This is a genomic window from Pseudomonas psychrophila (assembly GCF_001043005.1).
Taxonomy (GTDB): domain Bacteria; phylum Pseudomonadota; class Gammaproteobacteria; order Pseudomonadales; family Pseudomonadaceae; genus Aquipseudomonas; species Aquipseudomonas psychrophila.
Genome location: NZ_JYKZ01000014.1, coordinates 84,737 through 105,832, shown reverse-complemented (window position 1 = coordinate 105,832; position 21,096 = coordinate 84,737). Strand labels below are relative to the sequence as shown.

The window sequence follows — 21,096 nt, the reverse complement described above, 5'->3', positions numbered from 1 at the left end:
GGAAAGCCTGATGACGATCCACCGCATCAACAGCAATGACCGTTTGAGCGCCGCCGCGACGTTCGAGGCACTGGTATTTCTGTCCGGACAAGTGCCCACGCAAAGCGAGGACATCACGGCGCAGACTCAAGAGGTTTTGAGCAAAATCGACGCTTTGCTGGCCGAAACCGGCAGCGACAAGGATCACATCCTTAACGCGACTATTTACCTGCAAAACATTCAGCGCGACTTTGCCGCCATGAATGCTGTGTGGTCAGCCTGGCTATCGGCAGGCAAGGCGCCCACCCGCACCACCTTGCAAGCCGAACTGGCGCGACCTCAGGTGTTGGTGGAAATAAGCGTGATTGCTGTTCGTCATTAATCTGTTTTAAGGGAAAACAACAACATGAAAAAACTTACCTTGATCAGTTGCACGCTGGGCCTGTTGATAAGCCATACCGTGCAAGCCAATGAGACGCCCTTGCAGGGCACCCTAAAGAAAATCGCCGACTCCGGCAGTATTACCCTGGGTTATCGCGATGCGTCGGTACCGTTTTCTTATGTCGGGGATAACAGCGGCAAACCGATGGGCTATTCGGTGGAGTTGGCGAACAAAATCGTCGAACGTATCCAGCAACAAGTGGGCGATAAACCGCTGAAGGTCAAATACAACCTGGTGACCTCGCAAACCCGAATCCCGCTGGTGCAGAACGGCACCGTGGACCTGGAATGCGGCTCAACCGGTGTGACCGCCGAGCGACAAAAGCAGGTAGCGTTTTCGTATGGGTTTATCTACGTCAAAGGCCAGTTGCTGACCGCTAAAGACAGCGGCATCAAAGGCTTCGATGACTTGCGCGACAAGAACGTCGTGACCACGGCGGGCACCACCAACGAGCGCTTTATCAAAAGCTACAGCGCCGACCACAAGATGGGCATGAACGTAATCAGCGCAAAAGACCACGGTGAAGCCTTCAAGATGCTTGAAACCGGCCGTGCCGTAGCGTTTTACATGGACGACGCGCTGCTTTACGGCGAACGCGCCAAGGCCCGTGATCCGCACAAATGGGTGGTTGTAGGGGATGAGCAATCCCGGGAAATCTACAGCTGCATGGTGCGCAAGGACGATCCGCAGTTGCTGGCGGTGGTGAACAAGACACTGGCTGACTTGTATCAGTCCGGTGAGATCACCAGCATTTACCAGCGCTGGTTCGAACAACCAATCCCGCCCAACGGCCTGAACCTTGAGTTCCCGATGACCGCCGAGCTGAAACAAATCATCGCCAAGCCTGTAAGTGATCCGGTGGAGTAAGGGCGTCAAAAAAAGTCTTCCGTTACACCCTCACCTTCAAACCAGCTGTCCCAAGACGCGCCTGCTGCACTCAGGCGCGTGCTGCTTTAACACACCCCTCTGTGGGAGCGGGCTTGCTCTCGATGCAGGCGCCGCGGTTTATCTGGATAACCGCGTCGATCCAATCGCGAGCAAGCCCGCTCCCACAAAAGCAAAAAAGGGCTGAGGCTGACTTAGAAATCACCCCACAACTGCTGCGCCACAGCGAGGGCTACAACCGGGGCGGTTTCGGTGCGCAGTACTCGTGGGCCAAGGCGTGCAGGCTGGTAGCCGGCGGCTTGGGCCAGGTCGATTTCGTTGTCGGTCAGGCCGCCTTCCGGGCCGATCAAGAACGCCAGGCGCGTAGGTTTCTCGTGGCTGGCCAAGGGTTCTGACACCGGGTGCAATACCAGCTTCAAATCCGCTTCGGTGGTTTTGATCCAGTCGCCGAGCATCATCGGCGGATGAATCACCGGTACCCGTGAACGACCGCATTGCTCACAAGCACTGATCGCCACTTGCCGCCAGTGGGCCAGGCGCTTGTCGGCGCGCTCGTCCTTGAGCCGCACTTCGCAGCGCTCGCTCATGATCGGCGTGATTTCAGTCACCCCCAGCTCGGTGGCCTTTTGAATCGCCCAGTCCATGCGCTCGCCACGGGACAAGCCCTGGCCGAGATGGATGGCCAAGGGTGATTCGACTTGCCCCGCAAAGGTTTCGTCCAGCAGCACGCGCACGCGTTTTTTGCCGACTTCCAGCAAGCGCCCTGAAAACTCCTGGCCCGAGCCGTCGAACACTTGCAGGGCATCGCCCTCGGCCATGCGCAGCACGCGGCCAATGTAATGCGCCTGGGCCTCAGGCAACTCATGCTCACCAAGGCTCAAGGGAGCGTCGATAAAGAAGCGGGACAATCTCATGTAAATTCTCTGAAAGTTCAACTACTGACTGTGGGAGCGAGCAGGCTCGCTCCCACAGTAGATATAAGTACGGCCCGGTTTAGCCCGGGTCGCGGAAGTCCGGATGAAAGTTCGACGGCACGGCCACACTGATATCGTTGCGGGTCGCAATATCGATGCCTTCGCTGGCCACTTCGGCCAAAAAGTCGATCTGCTCCGGGGTGATGACGTAAGGCGGCAAGAAATACACCACGCTGCCCAGTGGACGCAACAGCGCGCCACGCTCCAGTGCGTGCTGAAAGACTTTCAGGCCTCGACGTTCCTGCCACGGGTAAGCCGCTTTGCTGGCTTTGTCCTGGACCATTTCAATGGCCAGCACCATACCGGTCTGACGTACTTCCGAGACATGGGGATGGTCAACCAGATGCGCCGTCGCGCTGGCCATGCGTTGAGCCAGGGCTTTGTTGTTCTCGATCACGTTGTCTTCTTCGAAGATATCCAACGTCGCCAAAGCCGCTGCGCAGGCCAGTGGATTGCCCGTGTAGCTGTGGGAATGCAGAAAGGCACGCAAGGTCGGGTAGTCGTCATAGAACGCGCTGTACACCTCGTCCGTGGTGACGCAGGCAGCCAACGGCAAATAGCCACCGGTTAGTGCCTTGGACAAGCACAGAAAGTCCGGAGTGATACCTGCCTGCTCACACGCAAACATCGTCCCGGTGCGACCAAAGCCCACGGCGATCTCATCGAGGATCAGGTGTACACCGTAGCGGTCACAGGCCTCGCGCAGCAGCGTGAGGTATACCGGGTGGTACATGCGCATACCGCCCGCGCCCTGAATCAGTGGCTCAACGATCACCGCCGCAACCGTGTCGTGGTGCTCGGCCAGCGTCTGCTCCATGGCCAGAAACATCGTGCGCGAATGTTCTTCCCAGCTCACGCCCTCAGGGCGCAGGTAGCAATCGGGGCTAGGCACCTTGATGGTGTCCAGCAGCAATGCCTTATAGGTTTCGGTGAACAACGGCACGTCACCCACCGACATCGCCGCCATGGTTTCGCCGTGGTAGCTGTTGGTCAGGGTCACGAAACGTTTTTTGTTCGGCTGTTCGCGATTGAGCCAGTAGTGAAAGCTCATCTTCAGCGCAACTTCGATACACGACGAACCGTTGTCGGCGTAGAAACAACGGGTCAGCCCTTCTGGCGTCATTTTCACCAGGCGTTCGGACAGCTCTATCACTGGCTGATGGCTGAAACCGGCAAGGATCACGTGCTCCAGCTGGTCGACCTGATCCTTGATGCGCTGGTTGATACGCGGATTGCAGTGGCCAAACACGTTGACCCACCAGGAACTCACCGCATCCAGGTAACGCTTGCCTTCGAAATCTTCGAGCCACACGCCTTCGCCGCGCTTGATCGGGATCAACGGCAGTTGCTCGTGATCCTTCATTTGGGTGCAGGGATGCCATAACACGGCAAGGTCGCGCTGCATCCACTGATTATTCAGGCCCATTTCCACTCTCCTGGCGCTGGTTCCCGACATGTGCGGGTAAACAATCGCGCAAGCCTATGCAATCCGCAGGCGCGTCACAACCTATTACAAATTCATGCAACGCTAAGACGCTTGCAGACACACAAGAACAACACTAAATATTGTTAACGTTTGCTTAACTATTGCCCCACAGGCTACACATCGTATTTATCGATACCTTGCAGCTAAAAAATGCGCTTTCAATCGATAGGTAAACCATTAGTCTTAGATCCAAGTTCCTACAGGATGTTGGCAATGCAGCTACGTAACTCTTCTTCCCGATATGGTGCGGTGAGCATTTTCATGCACTGGTCTGTTGCGTTGGTGGTGTTCGGACTGTTCGCCCTGGGTTTATGGATGGTCGGTCTGGATTACTACAGCCCATGGCGTAAAGAGGCACCCGACCTGCATAAAAGCATTGGTCTGACACTTCTCGCCGTGATGGTGCTGCGTGTCCTATGGATCTGGATCAGCCCGGCCCCACCGGCACTGGCCAGTTACAGTCGGGCAACGCGTATCGGCGCTAAGCTCGGTCACGGGTTTTTGTACGTGAGCCTGTTTGCCGTGATGATCGCGGGCTATCTGATTTCTACCTCAGAAGGCGTGGGCATCCCGGTCTTCGGGCTGTTTGAAGTACCTGCACTGATTTCCAACCTGCCCGACCAGGCCGATGTGGCGGGTGTCGTGCATTTATACCTGGCGTGGACCGTGGTGATTTTTGCAGGTCTTCATGGTCTAGTAGCCTTGAAACACCATTTTATTGATCGTGATGCGACCCTGACTCGTATGCTGGGACGCAAAGCCTGATGCTCGACCTCAACTCAAAAGGAAAAGAAAGCATGTTGAAAAAGACCCTCGCTGCGCTCGCTCTCGGTACTGCACTGCTGACCGCAGGTCAGGCCATGGCTGCTGACTACACCATCGACAAGGAAGGCCAGCACGCCTTTATCGACTGGAAAGTCAGCCACCTGGGCTTCAGCTTCATTCACGGTACTTTCAAGGACTGGAGCGGTACGTTCTCGTGGGATGCAGCCAAGCCTGCCGACAGCAAAATTGATGTCACCCTGAAAACCGCCAGCCTATTCTCCAACCACGCAGAACGTGACAAGCACATCGCCAGCAAAGACTTCCTGGACGTGAGCAAGTACCCGGAAGCGACATTCAAGTCGACCAAAGTTGTCCCGACTGGCGACAAGACAGCTGACGTGACGGGCGACCTGACCCTGCACGGCGTGACCAAGCCAGTAACGTTCAAGGCAACGTTCAACGGCGAAGGCAAGGATCCATGGGGTGGCGAACGCGCTGGCTTTAACGCGACCACCACTGTGAACCTGAACGACTTCGGCATTAAATCTCCAGGCAAGGATCAGACGCTGACCCTGGACATCTCGCTGGAAGGCGTGAAGGCTAAGTAATAGCGCTTTTACACGGCTAAAAAAAACGCCCCGGCTTGCGAAAGCCGGGGCGTTTTTTTGCGCTTCTTATCTGTGGAAGCTGGCTCGCCAGCGAGACTGGTAACGCGTTCTAACCAATAGACCGCGTTGCTGCCATCGCGAGCAATCCCGCTCTCACAGTGTTTAGCGGTTGCGAGTCAGCAGTGCCGGCTTCTCGCCACGAGGGCGGTTCGGCAGTTGATCGAGCTGCTCAGGCGTCGGGAAGCGATCGCTTTTCGACTCTTTGTGCATGATCTTCGGCTGATTCTCCCGTGGACCTTTAACCGCTGGCTCTTGGCGGGCATCGTCACGGGCCGGACGGTTTTCGCGACGGGCCTGACCGTCACGTGGAGCGCCGCTGCGTGGGCCGCTGCGCTTGGCTGGCGGGGTGCCAGTGCTCGCGCCGGTGCCGGTACGCGGGGCGTTTTGACGGCCACCGGTACGCGCGGCAGGTGCTGCACCCGAACCAGTGCCCGCTGCAGGAGCGCCCGGACGGCGACCACGGCTCTGGTTGTTTTTGTTCTGGTACGGGCTGACGTAATCAGCGCGGTTACCAAAGTTATCCACATCGTCATCACGGAACTCGTCCGGCGCACGATTGGCGTCTGAACGAGGGGCTGGCTGACGCTGTTCACGGGCAGGCTGAGCTTCGCGTGGCTTTTGCTCACGAGCTGGGCGTTCGCCACGAGCAGCAGCCGGCTTCTCTTTGCTCTTTTCCTTGCCTTTGTCTTTACGACCGCCGCCACCGCCCGGGTTACCCGGACCGTCGCCACGTGGACCGCGCGGCGTGTTGCGCGGGTTACGTACATCCGGACGCTCGCGGACTTCAGGCTTTTCGGCCTCGACGCTGCTGGAGTCAAACCCCATCAGATCGCCATCAGCGATTTTCTGGCGGGTCATGCGCTCGATGCTTTTCAGCAGTTTTTCTTCGTCCGGAGCAACCAGCGAGATCGCTTCACCCGAACGACCGGCACGGCCAGTACGGCCGATACGGTGAACGTAATCTTCATCGACGTTTGGCAGTTCGAAGTTGACCACGTGTGGCAACTGATCGATATCCAGGCCGCGAGCGGCGATATCGGTCGCTACCAGAATACGAACGGCACCGGCTTTGAAGTCGGCCAGGGCTTTGGTTCGTGCGTTTTGGCTCTTGTTACCGTGGATGGCCACAGCGCTGAGGCCGTGCTTGTCCAGGTACTCGGCCAAACGGTTTGCACCGTGCTTGGTACGGGTAAAGACCAGAACCTGTTCCCAGGCGCCTGCAGTGATCAAGTGCGCCAGCAAGGCACGCTTGTGGGTGGCAGGCAGACGGAAAACGCGCTGTTCGATACGCTCAACCGTGGTGTTGGGTGGCGTAACTTCGATACGTTCCGGGTTACGCAGCAGCTTGCCGGCCAGATCGGTGATGTCCTTGGAGAACGTCGCCGAAAACAGCAGGTTTTGACGCTTGGACGGCAGACGCGCGAGGACTTTTTTCACGTCATGGACGAAGCCCATGTCGAGCATGCGGTCGGCTTCGTCGAGCACTAGTATTTCAACGTGGGACAGGTCAACACTGCCTTGACCGGCCAGGTCGAGCAACCGACCCGGGCAAGCAACCAGTACGTCAACACCGCGGGCCAGAGCCTGGACCTGAGGGTTGGTACCCACACCGCCGAACACGCAAGCACTGACGAACTTCAGGTCGCGGGCATAGAGCTTGAAGCTCTCGTGCACCTGGGCGGCGAGTTCGCGGGTAGGAGTCAGGACCAGCACGCGTGGTTGGCGTGGGCCGTGGCGCTGGGATTTGTCCGGGTGGCCATTGGGAAACAGCTTTTCCAGGATCGGAAGAGCGAAGCCGCCGGTTTTACCAGTACCTGTCTGAGCCGCAACCATCAGGTCGCGACCTTGCAACACGGCGGGGATGGCCCGCTGTTGCACCGGAGTAGGCTCGGTATAGCCCGCAGCTTCAATGGCGCGGACTAAAGCCTCGGAGAGACCGAGGGAAGCAAAGGACATGAGAAATCCTGTTCTAGTTAGGGCTTGGCCCAAAGGGATAGTCTTGCCTGGCGTGAATGGCGTTTAAGATGACGCAATCCCGTCCGGTCCTGCTCCAGTCCACAAGGCTCATGCGCACCGCTCGCGCGGGCAAGAGCTGCGCAGTAGCGGGGTTGAGTGGCTTGTACAAGGACGAGCGGCCGGGCGTAAGCCTGGCGGAAAGCCCGGAGTATAACAGAGCAATCACGGCGCGCCGATTTCATGCTGCTGAACGGTTTTAAACCCGCGTGGGGGCGGGCTTGCTCGCGATGGTATCGCTGCGGTCTTTCAAGGGATCGCGTCGTATGCATCGCGAGCAAGCCCGCTCCCACAATGGTGGATCAGCGCGGCAGCTTCAGGTTGTTCCAGATCGCCAGGCTAGGATCAGCCTGGTTCAGGGTATAGAAGTGCAACCCCGGGGCGCCGCCATCCAGCAGGCGCTCGCACATTTCGCTGATCACCTGCTCGCCAAACGCCTGGATGCTCTGCGTGTCGTCGCCGTAGGCTTCAAGTTGCTTGCGAATCCAGCGTGGGATTTCTGCGCCACAAGCGTCAGAGAATCGAGCCAGCTTGCTGTAGTTGGTGATCGGCATAATGCCCGGCACAACAGGGATCATCACGCCTGCAGCTTCAACACGCTCGACAAAGCGGAAGTAGCTGTCGGCATTGAAGAAGTACTGGGTGATCGCACTGTCAGCACCCGCATGGGCCTTGCGCACGAAATTGTTGATATCGTCTTCGAAGTTGCGCGCTTGTGGGTGCATTTCCGGGTACGCGGCCACTTCGATGTGGAAGTGATCACCGGTTTCTTCACGAATGAAGCTCACCAGGTCATTGGCGTAACGCAGTTCACCACTGGCCATCCCCATACCCGAAGGCAGGTCGCCACGCAGTGCAACAATGCGTTTGATACCTGCAGCCTTGTACTGGGCCAACAGGCCGCGCAAATCGGCCTTGCTGTCACCCACGCACGACAGGTGCGGTGCAGCAGGCACTTTTACTTCGCTCTCCAGCTGCAGCACGGTATTGATCGTGCGGTCGCGGGTCGAGCCACCGGCACCGTAGGTGCAGGAGAAAAAATCCGGGTTATAGGTCGCCAGTTGGCGAGCCGTATTCATCAGCTTTTCATGTCCAGCATCGGTCTTGGTCGGGAAGAACTCGAAGCTGAAACGACGGTCTTGAGACATGGGAATACCCTTGCGTACGCGAAGGGGGGTTTATAACGCCCCCTGACGCTGAACTTTCACACAAAAAAAAGGCGGTCAGTGCAAGCCTGACCGCCTTTTTTAATCAGTAGCGGTAAGCGTCTGGCTTGAACGGGCCTTCGACGGTCACGCCGATGTAGTCGGCCTGAGTCTTGGTCAGTTGCGTTACAACGCCACCGAAGCCGCGAACCATTTCCAGGGCCACTTCTTCGTCCAGCTTCTTCGGCAGAACTTCTACAGTCAGACGCTCGGCTTGCAGCTCGGCAGGCAGGTCAGCGTACTTCTGGGCGAACAGGAAGATCTGGGCCAGAACCTGGTTGGCGAACGAGCCGTCCATGATGCGGCTTGGGTGACCTGTGGCGTTGCCCAGGTTAACCAGACGACCTTCGGCCAGCAGGATCAGGTAGTCATCATTCTGTGGGTCGAATTCGCCCAGGCCAGTACGGTGAACCTTGTGAACCTGTGGCTTCACTTCTTCCCATGCCCAGTTCTTGCGCATGAAAGCAGTGTCGATTTCGTTGTCGAAGTGACCAATGTTGCACACTACGGCGCGTTTTTTCAGCGCAGCCAGCATGTTTTTGTCGCACACGTTGACGTTACCGGTGGTGGTCACGATCAGGTCGATCTTGCCCAGCAGTGCCGCGTCGATGCTGGCAGCAGTACCATCGTTCTGGCCGTTGATGAACGGCGAAACCACTTCGTAGCCGTCCATGCACGCTTGCATGGCGCAGATCGGGTCGATTTCCGACACTTTTACGATCATGCCTTCCTGACGCAGGGACTGGGCCGAACCCTTGCCCACGTCACCGTAGCCGATGACCAGCGCTTGCTTGCCGGACAGCAGGTGGTCAGTACCACGCTTGATGGCATCGTTCAGGCTGTGACGGCAGCCGTACTTGTTGTCGTTTTTGCTTTTGGTGACCGAGTCGTTCACGTTGATCGCAGGGATCATCAGCTCGCCTTTGGCCAGCATGTCCAGCAGACGGTGTACACCGGTAGTGGTTTCTTCAGTCACGCCGTGGATCTTTTTCAGCATGGCCGGGTATTTCTTGTGCAGCAGCTCGGTCAGGTCGCCGCCGTCGTCGAGGATCATGTTGGCATCCCAAGGCTCGCCATCTTTGAGGATGGTTTGCTCAAGGCACCACTCGTACTCTTCTTCAGTCTCGCCTTTCCAGGCAAACACTGGGATACCGGCAGCAGCGATAGCGGCGGCAGCCTGATCCTGAGTCGAGAAGATGTTGCACGAGGACCAACGAACTTCGGCACCCAAGGCAACCAGGGTTTCGATCAGTACGGCAGTCTGGATAGTCATGTGAATGCAGCCCAGAATCTTCGCGCCCTTGAGCGGTTGTTCTGCTGCATAACGGCGGCGCAGACCCATCAGGGCTGGCATTTCGGACTCGGCGATGAACGTTTCGCGACGGCCCCATTGGGCAAGGGACATATCAGCGACTTTATAGTCGGTAAAACCTGCAGGCGTGTTTACAGCGCTCATCAAGAGCCTCCATTCGTTTAATCGCGAATGGGCGCCGTTGTGCGTTTAGTGCCTGAACAGGGGACCCTGAACAAACAACGCCCCATCCGAGCCTGACAGGTTGAACCTGCTGCAGCGCCCCTCGGACAGGTGGCGGGAACGGTACTGGGTAGAAATGACCGTTTTGAAGCGGGGGCTATTATAGCCATCCGGGCAAGTGATCCCAAGGCTTTTTCTTTGACCCTATCGAGACCATAGTCCAAGGTTAATAGAGCTAAGTGCCGTGGTCTGACATCATGGCCGGCATCTAAGGCAAGACGGTCAGGAGCGAATATGAATTTTCACACCCGTAAATGGGTTAAACCCGAAGACCTCAATCCCAACGGCACCCTGTTCGGTGGCAGCCTGCTGCGCTGGATCGACGAAGAAGCCGCGATTTACGCCATCGTCCAACTGGGCAACCAGCGCGTGGTCACCAAATACATCTCCGAAATCAACTTTGTCAGTGCCTCACGCCAGGGCGACATCATCGAGCTGGGCATCACCGCCACTGAATTCGGACGTACCTCCATCACCCTGACTTGCGAAGTGCGTAACAAGATCACTCGCAAAAGCATCCTGACGGTCGACAAGATGGTCTTCGTCAACCTGGGCGAGGACGGCCTGCCGGCACCCCACGGACGCACCGAGATCCGATACGTCAAAGACCAGTTTCAGGATGACGAGCAGGCGTGATGCCTGACCTGTGTAGTCGCTGCCGCAGGCTGCGAAGGGTTGCGCAGCAACCCGTTTAATTGGAGGCCCATCGGCCCCATCGCAGCCTTCGGCAGCGACTACAGGTTTTGAGTGAACAGCTACAGTCCATGCGTGTCGTATCTTTAAACACGCAACGGTCATGAAGCTCATGGACACGAAAAAATCCGGCAAGACCCCCAACCTGTCGGCTGAAGAAGAGCACGACGTCACCAAAAACCAGCCACCACGCGCTGCCGTTTTGCACGAAATCATTCGTTTGCAGGGCGATCAGGAACTGGAGCGCAGCATCGCTGCATTGTTTTGGTCGGCCCTGGCTGCCGGGCTCACCATGGGCCTGTCGCTTATGGCCATGGGTTTGCTCAACTCTCGACTGCCCAGCGGCGAAGCCTTCAAGGTCATCGCCAGTTTCGGCTACTGCGCAGGTTTTTTAGCGGTCATCCTCTCCCGCCAGCAACTATTCACCGAAAACACCCTCACCGCCGTACTGCCGATCATGAGCAAACCCACCCTGAACAATTTCGGCCGCCTGTTGCGATTGTGGTCAGTGGTACTGGTCGGCAATCTGATAGGCACTCTGCTGGTGGCCTACGTCATGTTGCACCTGCCGATTTTCGACACCCAGACCGACAAGGCCTTTCTTGAAATTGGCCGCAAGGTCATGGAGAACGACGCGAGTCAGATGTTTGCCAAGGGCATCATTTCGGGCTGGATGATCGCCACCATGGTCTGGATGATCCCGTCCATGGAAAGCGCAAAGATGTGGATCATCATCCTCATCACGTACCTGATGGCCCTGGGCGATTTCACCCACATTGTGGTTGGTACGGCTGAAGTGTCGTATCTGGTGTTCGCCGGCGAACTGCCCTGGAAGGACTTCTGGGTGATCTTCGCCGGCCCGACCCTGGCCGGCAATATCATCGGAGGCAGCTTTATCTTTGCCCTGATCAGTCATGCGCAGGTGCGCAGCGACACCAAAAAACCCACGCCAGACGCTCAGCGGCCCTGAGTCAGATGACGTAATGCGCGATGGCCACAAAATGCAGCAGGCTGCCGGCAATCACGAACAGGTGCCAAATGCCGTGGGCATGGCGCAGACGATGATCCAGGGCAAAAAAGATAATCCCCACGGTGTACATCACTCCGCCCGTGGCCAGCCAAATAAAGCCCGCGGTGCCCAGCGCCGCGAGTAACGGCTTGACGGCCACCAGCACAATCCAGCCCATCACCGCGTAAATCACGATAGACAGGATGCGCGCCTCGGAGCGTGGCTTGATCTCCTGCAACATGCCGATCACCGCCATGCTCCACACAATCCCGAACAGCGACCAGCCCCACGGCCCGTGCAGCGTGACCAGGCAAAACGGCGTGTAACTGCCCGCGATCAACAGGTAAATGGAGAGGTGATCGAACTTCTGCATGATCACCTTTGAGCGCCCGCGCACGCTGTGGTACACGGTGGATACGCTGTACAACAACACCAGCGTGACACCATAAATCGCCACACTCACAATCTTCTGCGGGCTGCCATCGAGGCACGCCATTACCAACAACCAGATACTGCCCACTGCTGCCGCAACCGCACCCACCAGATGGGTCCAGGCGTTGAGCTTTTCACCGTGATACATGTGCAACATCCTCAAGAACTGACAGTGCGACTGTGTCACCCGGTTACTAGATAAGGGTCAAGGTTGCGAAGTTAAAGGGCAATGCGGCGATCGTCGAAAACCAGCCTTGCTCAGCCTCTGTGGGAGCGAGCCTGCTCGCGATGGCCTCACTGCGCTTTGAATGGCAGACCGCAGTGTTTGAATCACGGGCAAATGTGCCCCATAAAAGCGGATTTTATAAGAGCGATCCCTTTCCCTTGCCCGACGTTTCCGAGACTGGGCCTTGCCCCAGCGTACGGCCCTCGCTGCGCTCGGCCTCCCGAAGGGCAGGCAGATCAAAAACCATTGCAAAAACAAGATCAACGGCCCGCCGAGGCGGCCTACAGGCCGACCTGTTTAGCGAAGCACATTTCTCTAAACAGGCCGGTTGGCAACAGAGTATCTACAGGCGTTATCCCCCGCGCACCAATTTCTCCAGCGCCAGCAAGTCCGGGATTTTCGCCACATGGTCCCCCACTTGCACCGCCGCACGCTCCAGCGGGCTGAGAGGTACGTCGACAAAGCTCAGTTGGCTGTCGAGGCGATAAGAGCGCGGAATGCCTTGCACCACCATGGCGATGAATTTCAGATGAGGGTCGCCGCCCAGCGTGTTGAGGACGACGATACGAGCTCGATCACCAATCACAATGGGATTGCCGCAGGCGGCTTCAAAGCTGATCAAGGGCAATTCGTGGTCGCGCCAGGTGATCTGGCGCAGGTGCCAGGGTGGTGAGTCGCTGCTGGGGTCGCCGCGCTGCCAGCCAATCAGCTCGGCAATGGCGATGTTGGGCAACAGCAGGTAGCGGTCGGCCAGCGGCAGCAGCAAGCCGGTCAGGCTACCCACTCGATGATCAAGCATGAAACTTGCTCCAGTAGGTGATGCGTTCCAGCAACACCGACTCTTGATACGGTTTGCCCAGGTAGTCGTTGACGCCAATAGCCATCGCACGGTTCTGGTGTTTTTGCCCGGTGCGCGAGGTGATCATGATGATCGGCAGGTCCTTGAGGCGCGGGTCGTTGCGCACGCGGGTGGCAACTTCAAAGCCGTCCATGCGCGGCATCTCGATGTCCAGCAGCATCAGGTCGGGGATGTGCTCTTCAAGTACGCTCATGGCATCGACCCCATCCTTGGCGGTGATAACGTTCATGCCGTTGCGCTCCAGCAGCCGACTGGTGACTTTGCGCACGGTGACCGAATCGTCCACCACCAGCACCAGCGTCGGACGCACGGCGGGGGTGAATTCCAGCGCGCCGACCGCTTCGTGATGCGCCCGCTGCAACGGCTGACGCGCCTGGTGGGCGCGAATATAGGCCAGCAGATCGAGGATCAGCACTACCCGGCCATCTCCCAGAATGGTCGCACCCGACAACCCCTGCACCCCGGTAAATTGCGGGCCGAGGCTTTTGACCACGATTTCTCGTGAGCCATCCAGCGCGTCGACCTGCAACGCCACGCGCTGATCCTGGCAATGCACCAGCAGCACCGGCAACGAATGGCTTTCGCCCACAAGCTTGGGCTTGCCCACGGTTTGCAGCAGCTCGCCCAGGTAACGCAACTCGTAGGTTTGCCCACCGTAGTGGTACAGCGGCGGGTTGAGCTGGTAATACCCCTCCAGCTCATTGGGCATGACCCGCACGATGCCTTCGACAGTGTCGAGCGCAATGGCGTACTGCTCGTCGGCGCATTGCACCATCAGCGCCCGGTTGAGCGAGACACTGAAGGGCAGGCGGATCTGAAAGTGCACGCCCTGCCCGGCGACCGAGTCGATGGTCATGCTGCCGCCCAACTGGCGCACTTCTTCGTGGACCACGTCCATACCGACGCCGCGCCCGGAGATCTGAGTGATTTTTTCTGCGGTGGAGAAACCCGGCTGCAGGATGAACTGCAACACCTCGCGGTCGCTGATCGTCACCTGCGGGTCCAGCAGGCCCCGCAAAATGGCTTTACGGCGCACGGCTTCAAGCGGTACACCGGCACCATCGTCATGCATGTCGAACACCACGTCGCCACCTTCGTACGACAGTTCCAGACTGATCAACCCCTGCTCCGGCTTGCCGCTGGCGTGACGGATGTCTGCAGGTTCAAGGCCATGGTCCACCGCGTTGCGCAACATGTGCTCCAACGGCGCAACCATGCGCTCAAGCACGTTGCGGTCAATTTCGGCTTCAGCGTTGATCACACTGAATTCGACCTGCTTGCCCAGCTCACTGGCCACCTGACGCACGACCCGCTTAAGGCGTGGCAATACGCGCTCGAACGGCACCATACGGGTGCCCATCAGACCTTCCTGTAATTGGGTGTTTACCCGCGCCTGTTTTTGCAACAAGCCGTGGGCGTCCTGATAACGTGCCGCCAGGGTGGCCTTGAGGTCGAGCAAGTCCGAGGCCGATTCAAACAACGCGCGGGACAGTTGCTGCAGCAGGGAATGGCGGTCCATCTCCAGCGGGTCAAATTCGTCGTAAGCCACGCCATCGGCTTCGGTGTGCGAGCGACTGTGCAGACGGCCCTGGGTTTCGCTGTCGAGACGACGCAGTTGGTCCTGCATCCGCTCAAGGGTGGTCTGCATTTCGTTGAGGGCGATCTGGCCATCGTTGACCTGCTGCTCAACGCGCCCGCGAATGGTCGAGGCTTCGCCCGCCAGGTTGACCAGGTCTTCCAGCAGCTCTGCTGGCACCTTGAGGGTGTCCAGCCCCGTGCGCTCACCTTCGGGCAATGGCGGCGCCACAGGCTCCGGTTTGGTCGCTGCGGAGGCTTCCTGCCGGGTGTTGCGTTCAATCCTGCGGATTTTCTCCATCAGGGCCTGGGCCGAAGGCAGCGGCTGGCCACTGCGCAACGCATCAAACATTTGCGCCAACTGGTCATGGCAACGCTCAAGCAATACAAACAACTCGGCATTGGGTGCCAGCAAGCCCACTGAAATATCTTCGAAGAGAGTCTCAAGTTCGTGGGCAAAGTCGCCAATGGCAGCGACCTCAACCATCCGCGCGCCGCCCTTGAGGGTGTGCAGGTCACGCAGCAGGTTTTCGACTTCAAGGTGGTTCTGGGGGTCGGCTTGCCATCGCGACAACGCCGTGCCCGAGCTTTCAAGGATGTCGAAAGCTTCATCGAGGAAAATATCCTGCAACTCAGGGTCGCCCGTGTTCAGTGCGACATTGGGCTCGGCTTCGGTGTTGTTCGGCTCCACAGGCGAATGTCTGTAAAGACGAAATCCGCGAATAGCTTCGATCAGTTCATAAGACTCGCTCAACGGCTGCTTGTGCTTGAGCTGCTCAAGCAGCTGCGCCAGTTGTTCATGACTGCGCTCAAGCAAGCGGCGCAACGCCGGGCTTTCACTCAGGCGCCGGTCCAGCAGGCCTTCGTACAAGTGCTCCAGCTCATGGGCCAGATCGGCAATGGGCTCGATCCCGGCCATGCGCGCCCCGCCCTTGAGGGTGTGCAAGTCGCGCTGCAAGGACGTCAGGGACGCCAGGCTGTCGGGGGCGCTCAGCCAGCGCTGCAAGGCCTGCCCGACACTGTCGAGAATATCCACCGCCTCTTCGAGAAAGATTTCGACAATTTCCTCGTCGACATCATCGTCCTGCCCCGCGCCCAACTGCTCGGTGGCGGCACCCAGCTCGGTGATGTCCAGCGTCTGGCCGCCATCACGGCGTATCAGCCCCGTGGCATCAGGCGCCAACCCTTCGTGCAGCAGCGCATGCAAGGTCTGGATCAGCTCCGGTTGCGGGATGATTTCCTGCCCCGCCGCCAGTTGATCAAGCATGTTGATCAGCCCTTCCTGAGCATCATCGGCCGCCTCGAAGAACCGTTCACTGGCCGCCAGGCTGCTTTCTTCAACAGCCCCATACAGGTCGAGCAAGGCTTCGCACAATGCATCAATGGGCTGCAGGTCAAGCACGTGTGCGGCCTGGGCCAGGCCCGTCAGTTGGTCCAACAGGGTATCGAGCCCCTCGCGCTGCTGGGGGTTCTGATGCCAGTTTTTAAGCAGGTCTTCGGCATCAAACAGAATGTCCATGCTCTCGCCCAGAAACTCGGTAATCCGTTGCGGGTCGCGCTGGGTCACCCAACTGCTGGTGGGCGTATTGAGCAGGGTCTCAAGGCGGGTGGCTATCAGGCGCTCGGTGCGCTCGATCAGTGAGCGGGCGCCCTTGATGTCGGCCAGCGGGTCGCTATCAAGCTGCTTGAGGCCGCGATGCATCAAGACGTCGGCCTCCCTCAACAGCTCGATTTCATCCTGCCCAAGGGCAAGATGATGGGCCTTGTATTCACGGACCAGATGATCGAGTGGTGCAGCCAGTTCGGCCATGTGCACCACGCCCGCCATGTGCGCGCTGCCTTTAAGGGTGTGCATGGCCAGTTGTAAATCGTCGCTGGCATACAGCGGCATTTGCTCTTGGGCCCGATCCAGAAAACGATCAAGACGCTCAAGGTGGGTTTGCGCTTCCTGTCGGAAGATGTCCAGCAGCTGCGGGTCGAAATGGCTGGTGTCCTGCGCGATCAATAGCGGCTGCGGCCCACCTTTGGCCAGGCGCTGTGCCCGAACGGCCAGTTGGTCGACATCTTCACGCTGACGCTGGCTTTGCTCGGCAAACGCCTGGATCAACTCGGGCAGCATCACCAGCACGTCTTCGAGCAGTTGATAGATCTCCTGGGACGGTGCCACGCTGCGCTCAATGACCCGATTGAGCAGGTTTTCGACCGCCCACGCCAACTCCGCCAGCACCAGCGCACGCACCATACGCCCGCTGCCCTTGAGGGTGTGAAAGCCGCGCCGCAGTTCAGCCAGTGCGGCGCTGTCCGCCGGATTGGCGACCCATTGCGGCAAACAATCGTGCAGGGTGATCAGTACTTCGTCGGTCTCTTCCAGAAAGACTTCCAGCAATTCTTCATCCAGCGGTTCTTCATCAACCGGCGGTGGCAGCAAACTGGCGGGCATGTGCCGGGCAGGCGGATTGAGCGCAGACAGCGGACTCGCCAGCACGTCGGCCAGGCTTTGTGCCTGCAGATCCGGCATCTGCTGTTGTTCTGCCGGGCCGGGCACGTCATCGAGCGAGGTAGCGGGGGATACAGCCGGGACATAACCCAGCCTGGCCAGGCTGCTTTGGGCCCAATCCAGCACCCGTTCACCCGCTGCACCCGGGTCTTGGGCCAGACGTTCGAGGTAATACTCGATGCTGGTCAGTGCTTCTGCCAGATGATCCAGTTGCTGCTCGGTGGGCGTGTCCGGGCCCTGCAGCAGGCGCTCGCACAGATAGTCATGGCAGGCTTGCAGCAGGCTGGCTGCGCGGCTCAGAGGGATCATCGCCAGCGCGCCACGAATTTGTGTCAGCAATGCGGGCAGTGGCTCCAGGTGCACGCGGTCGTGGCCTGCCGTCAGGTAGTCAGTGATCAGGTCCTTGACGTCCTCAAGGCCGATGCGCGCCTCCTTGATCACCAACTGATGGATCTGCATCAAGTCGGTCGTGGGCAAACGGCTTTCTTCGCGCTGCGAAGGCTCAACGCTGCCGACCATGCCAGCCAAGGTGGCTTCGACGTAAAGCAGGGCCGACGCGACATCCATCAACACCGCATCGGTAGGCTCGCGCTGGCCCTGGGCCAGGCTCTGCATCACCGCCAGTTGGTCGATGATGACTTTTCGCGGCTGACCAAACCCCAGCACCGCCAGGGTATCGGCGATCTGACGCAACGGTGCCATCAGGCTGCTCAGCTCCGAGACGTGCAAGCGGTCGCTGCGCACAAACAGATCGAGGCGTTCCTTGACCCGCACCAGCTCTTCGCACAAGGCCGCGACCACAGAGCGCATCGCGTCGCGGTCAGGGCCCGCCAATCGCGCGCGCTCCTCATCGACCATCGCCGCATCGGGCATGGCCTGGTCCAGTTCGTAATGGTTCTTCAAGGCGAGCATTTTCGAAGTCGGGTGCTCGGCCTTGGCGATGTAAAACAGCAGGCTGGTGAGCAGTTCTTCGGGCGCAGGCTGGTTAATGGCCTCGATGCCCTGCTCCAGCAGGCGCTTGAGCTCCTTGTCAGACTTTTTAAGCAGGCTGCGCAGAGCCGGGCTGTTGGGCACGCGGCCTTTAAGCATGCCGTCGACCAGGGCTGCGGCTATTTTCCACAATGCGTTGAGAGGCGACCCCAGGCACAGGCTTTGAAGCCGCGCGAACACGCCAGCCATTATTTCCAGATTGGCCTGCACGGCCTCCCCACGGCGCAAACCCAGAAACGCGGTCTGCAGGGTATGCCGCAGAATCCGCAGCTCACGGGGCAAGTCAGCCGGGAGCAAACGGGCCAGGGCGGTCTGGTCCAGTGGGGGCAATACCTGCAAGGGCGGGCTGAACAGGCTGGTTTCCGAGAGCAGGGCTTCGCCACGGGCGCTGCGCAAGTCATTGAGCAATGGCAACACCACCAATGGCCAATCGCGTCGGGCGCTGTGCACACGGTCCAGGTACAACGGCAATTGGCTGAACGCTTGCTGCAGTAACCGCAGGGCTTCCTCAAGCTGGCTGACGCGGCCCTCTCGCAAGGCAACAACCAGTTGCTCCATCTCTTCAGCCAGCAAGGCTGCGCCGTAGAATTCGACCATCAGCAAGCTGCCATGCACCTGATGGATACAGGCCAGACACTGCTCCAGCGTGTGGGCGGCAGGCTGTTGCGCGTAGGCATCCAGTGCCACTCGGGCCTGTTTCAGTGTGTGAGCAATTTCGCCTTTGACCCACTCAAGAGCCACATAGTCGTGCCGGTCAACCATAACGACTCCATTCAGAATTGCAGCGCATTACTGTGGCCCAAGGTCTTTTGGCGGTGCGGGCAATGTGAAGCCGGATACCGAGCGCCGCAGTTGACTGGCCATTTTGGCCAGATTACCGATGCTGTCGGCGGTCGCAGTGGACCCAGACGAAGTCTGGTTGGTGATTTGCTGAATGACGTTCATGGTCAGGGAAATCTGCGCTGCCGACGTGGTCTGCTGCTGTGCGGCGTTGGAAATGCTTTGAATCAGGTCCGCCAGGTTTTGCGACACGCCTTCGATCTCCTCCAGCGCCACACCGGCGTCGTGGGCCAGACGGGCACCCCGCACCACCTCGGTGGTGGTTTGCTCCATGGAAATCACCGCCTCATTGGTGTCGGCCTGAATGGCCCGCACCAGGGTTTCGATTTGCCGTGTAGCCGCCGAGGAACGTTCGGCCAGACGCTGTACTTCGTCGGCGACCACGGCAAACCCGCGACCGGCGTCACCCGCCATCGAGGCCTGAATGGCCGCGTTCAACGCCAGAATATTGGTTTGATCGGCAATGTCATCAATCAGGCTGACAATGTCGCCGATTTCCTGGGAAGACTCGCCCAAGCGCTTGATCCGCTTGGCAGTGTCCTGAATCTGATCGCGAATGTTGTCCATGCCATGAATGGTGTTGTGCACCACTTCATTGCCCTTGTTGGCAATCGCCACGGAGCGCTCCGCCACCGCAGAAGACTCCGACGCGTTGGCCGACACCTGATCGATGGAGTGGGCCATTTGCTGGATGGCTCCCGAAGCCTCGGCAATTTGCTGGGCCTGATGCTCAGAGGCCTCGGCCAGCTGCATGGCTGTGGCCTGGGTTTCCTGCACGGCGGCCGCGACCTGGCCTGCTGTGTGGTTGATCGTGGCCACCAGTTCGCGCAGTTGGTCGATCGAGTAGTTGATGGAGTCGGCGATGGCCCCCGTAAAATCTTCGGTGACAGAGGCCGTCACCGTCAGATCACCGTCGGCCAAGTCGGCAATTTCGTCCAGCAAGCGCATGATCGCGTTCTGGTTTCGCTCGTTCTTTTCAGCCGTTTCACGCAGTTGGCGATTGGTTTCGCGCACCATCACCAACCCGATCAGGATGATAGATGCCAGTGCCAGCAAGCCCAGTACGTAACCGCCAATGATGTCGAGAGAGCGCCCGGTGGCAAGATTTTCAAAGCCGTTGGCCAGGGTCGACGCTTCATCGAGCAGGGTTTGTGACAGGCTGAAAATGGTGTTTGCGGCTTCCCGTACGTGGAACAGCTGCGGCGAGGTTTCAATGATTTCATCCACTGAACCGGACACAAACTGGAACAGCTCGGAAATTTCCTGCAAGCGGGCGCGGGCATCCTTGTCTTCGACCTGGGTAATCCTCATCCCGTCATTGCCTTCCAGCATGCCGTTCAGCACTTGCCCGAAGCGGTTGGCATCACGCCCAAAAGCACCGGCGGCCTGATCTGCATTTTCATCGCCGGCCAACACCGTATTCACTGCACCCAGAATCCGCTCGGCGAGTAATGACTGACGCTGCGCCAGCGCCACCTGGCTGGCCGGCGCGCCACGCTGCAAGAGGATTTCGACGACTTTTTCGTATTCGACCTGCAGCTGCGGCACGGTTTCGGCCAGTGTCGCGGCCACTTGATGCAGCGACAGTACGGTTTGCTCGCTGGCTAAAATGGCGTTGACGTTGCTCAGCAACAGCTCCCAGTCACGCTGTACCGCCTGCATTTCCTTGTGCACGGCTGGCGGTGCGGGAGGTAGACCCGTCACCGCATCACCTTTTTTCAGATAGCCCCAACGCTGGCTGAAATCGTTTCGCGCATCGATCAGCAACTTGAACGCGGCAGCTTTACCGGCTGCGGCCTCGGTGGCGTTTTTGGCGATACGCTGGGACAGGACCCGCAACTCACCTGCGTGGCTGATGTATTGCTTGTCGTAATTGGATTGGGTGTTGAGGTAAGCAAAGTTGGCGAACAACAGCATGATGAACACAATCAGGGCGATAAAAAGCACGATGATCTGCGAACGACTGCGCGACCCTTCCATTGGTTTAGCGGTATTGGCTGTGGTCATCAATCAGGTCCTGAGAT

General features: G+C 58.7%; 15 protein-coding genes and 1 riboswitch. Of the genes, 6 read left to right on the top strand and 9 right to left on the bottom strand.

The window, feature by feature from the left end:
- The first annotated feature begins 10 nt into the window (after positions 1-10).
- Positions 11-361, top strand: a complete 351-nt coding sequence (locus TU76_RS21930; RefSeq protein ID WP_019827999.1) for a RidA family protein — start codon at positions 11-13, stop codon at positions 359-361.
- A 24-nt stretch (positions 362-385) separates the two neighbouring features.
- Positions 386-1,288 carry a transporter substrate-binding domain-containing protein gene (locus TU76_RS21925; protein WP_019828001.1) on the top strand — a complete coding sequence of 301 codons (903 nt, stop codon included), beginning with the start codon at positions 386-388 and terminating at the stop codon, positions 1,286-1,288.
- 212 nt (positions 1,289-1,500) lie between these two features.
- Here the strand turns inward: TU76_RS21925 and TU76_RS21920 are convergent, their stop codons facing one another.
- Both TU76_RS21920 and TU76_RS21915 read right to left on the bottom strand, forming a co-directional pair.
- On the bottom strand, positions 1,501-2,220 hold the full coding sequence (locus TU76_RS21920) for a 16S rRNA (uracil(1498)-N(3))-methyltransferase (RefSeq protein ID WP_048352501.1): 720 nt from the start codon (positions 2,218-2,220) through the stop codon (positions 1,501-1,503).
- A gap of 79 nt (positions 2,221-2,299) precedes the next feature.
- Positions 2,300-3,706 (bottom strand): adenosylmethionine--8-amino-7-oxononanoate transaminase, encoded by a 1,407-nt coding sequence (locus TU76_RS21915; RefSeq protein WP_019828004.1) that lies wholly within the window; start codon positions 3,704-3,706, stop codon positions 2,300-2,302.
- A 273-nt stretch (positions 3,707-3,979) separates the two neighbouring features.
- On the opposite strand from TU76_RS21915, the gene TU76_RS21910 reads away from it, so the two are divergent.
- Positions 3,980-4,531 carry a cytochrome b gene (locus tag TU76_RS21910; protein ID WP_019828006.1) on the top strand — a complete coding sequence of 184 codons (552 nt, stop codon included), beginning with the start codon at positions 3,980-3,982 and terminating at the stop codon, positions 4,529-4,531.
- 32 nt (positions 4,532-4,563) lie between these two features.
- Positions 4,564-5,139 (top strand): YceI family protein, encoded by a 576-nt coding sequence (locus tag TU76_RS21905; RefSeq protein ID WP_019828007.1) that lies wholly within the window; start codon positions 4,564-4,566, stop codon positions 5,137-5,139.
- Positions 5,140-5,301: 162 nt separating this feature from the next.
- Here TU76_RS21905 and TU76_RS21900 read toward each other — a convergent pair whose 3' ends face one another.
- From TU76_RS21900 to ahcY, 3 genes are all read right to left on the bottom strand, one after another.
- The gene (locus TU76_RS21900; protein ID WP_019828008.1) at positions 5,302-7,155 is read right to left on the bottom strand and encodes an RNA helicase RhlE2; all 1,854 of its coding nucleotides are present in this window, start codon (positions 7,153-7,155) and stop codon (positions 5,302-5,304) included.
- 359 nt (positions 7,156-7,514) lie between these two features.
- Entirely contained in the window at positions 7,515-8,360 is an 846-nt protein-coding gene (gene metF, locus TU76_RS21890) for a methylenetetrahydrofolate reductase [NAD(P)H] (RefSeq protein ID WP_046809475.1), read from the bottom strand.
- A 103-nt stretch (positions 8,361-8,463) separates the two neighbouring features.
- Entirely contained in the window at positions 8,464-9,873 is a 1,410-nt protein-coding gene (gene ahcY, locus TU76_RS21885) for an adenosylhomocysteinase (RefSeq protein WP_019828011.1), read from the bottom strand.
- 22 nt (positions 9,874-9,895) lie between these two features.
- Positions 9,896-10,002: riboswitch (S-adenosyl-L-homocysteine riboswitch) on the bottom strand.
- Between the two features lie 183 nt (positions 10,003-10,185).
- Between ahcY and TU76_RS21880 the strand changes: the two genes are divergently transcribed.
- Entirely contained in the window at positions 10,186-10,587 is a 402-nt protein-coding gene (locus TU76_RS21880; protein ID WP_019828012.1) for an acyl-CoA thioesterase, read from the top strand.
- A 169-nt stretch (positions 10,588-10,756) separates the two neighbouring features.
- Positions 10,757-11,614: a formate/nitrite transporter family protein gene (locus TU76_RS21875; protein WP_037032665.1), complete on the top strand. Its 858-nt coding sequence runs from the start codon at positions 10,757-10,759 to the stop codon at positions 11,612-11,614.
- A gap of 1 nt (position 11,615) precedes the next feature.
- Here TU76_RS21875 and trhA read toward each other — a convergent pair whose 3' ends face one another.
- The 4 genes from trhA to TU76_RS21855 all read right to left on the bottom strand — a co-directional run bounded on the left by trhA (position 11,616) and on the right by TU76_RS21855 (position 21,079).
- Positions 11,616-12,233: a PAQR family membrane homeostasis protein TrhA gene (trhA, locus tag TU76_RS21870; protein ID WP_019828014.1), complete on the bottom strand. Its 618-nt coding sequence runs from the start codon at positions 12,231-12,233 to the stop codon at positions 11,616-11,618.
- A 430-nt stretch (positions 12,234-12,663) separates the two neighbouring features.
- Positions 12,664-13,110, bottom strand: a complete 447-nt coding sequence (locus TU76_RS21865) for a chemotaxis protein CheW (RefSeq protein ID WP_048352500.1) — start codon at positions 13,108-13,110, stop codon at positions 12,664-12,666.
- On the bottom strand, positions 13,103-18,994 hold the full coding sequence (locus tag TU76_RS21860) for an Hpt domain-containing protein (RefSeq protein ID WP_048352499.1): 5,892 nt from the start codon (positions 18,992-18,994) through the stop codon (positions 13,103-13,105). Before TU76_RS21860 ends, TU76_RS21865 begins: the two co-directional genes overlap by 8 nt.
- Before the next feature lie 27 nt (positions 18,995-19,021).
- Positions 19,022-21,079 (bottom strand): methyl-accepting chemotaxis protein, encoded by a 2,058-nt coding sequence (locus TU76_RS21855; RefSeq protein ID WP_019828020.1) that lies wholly within the window; start codon positions 21,077-21,079, stop codon positions 19,022-19,024.
- Positions 21,080-21,096: the final 17 nt, after the last annotated feature.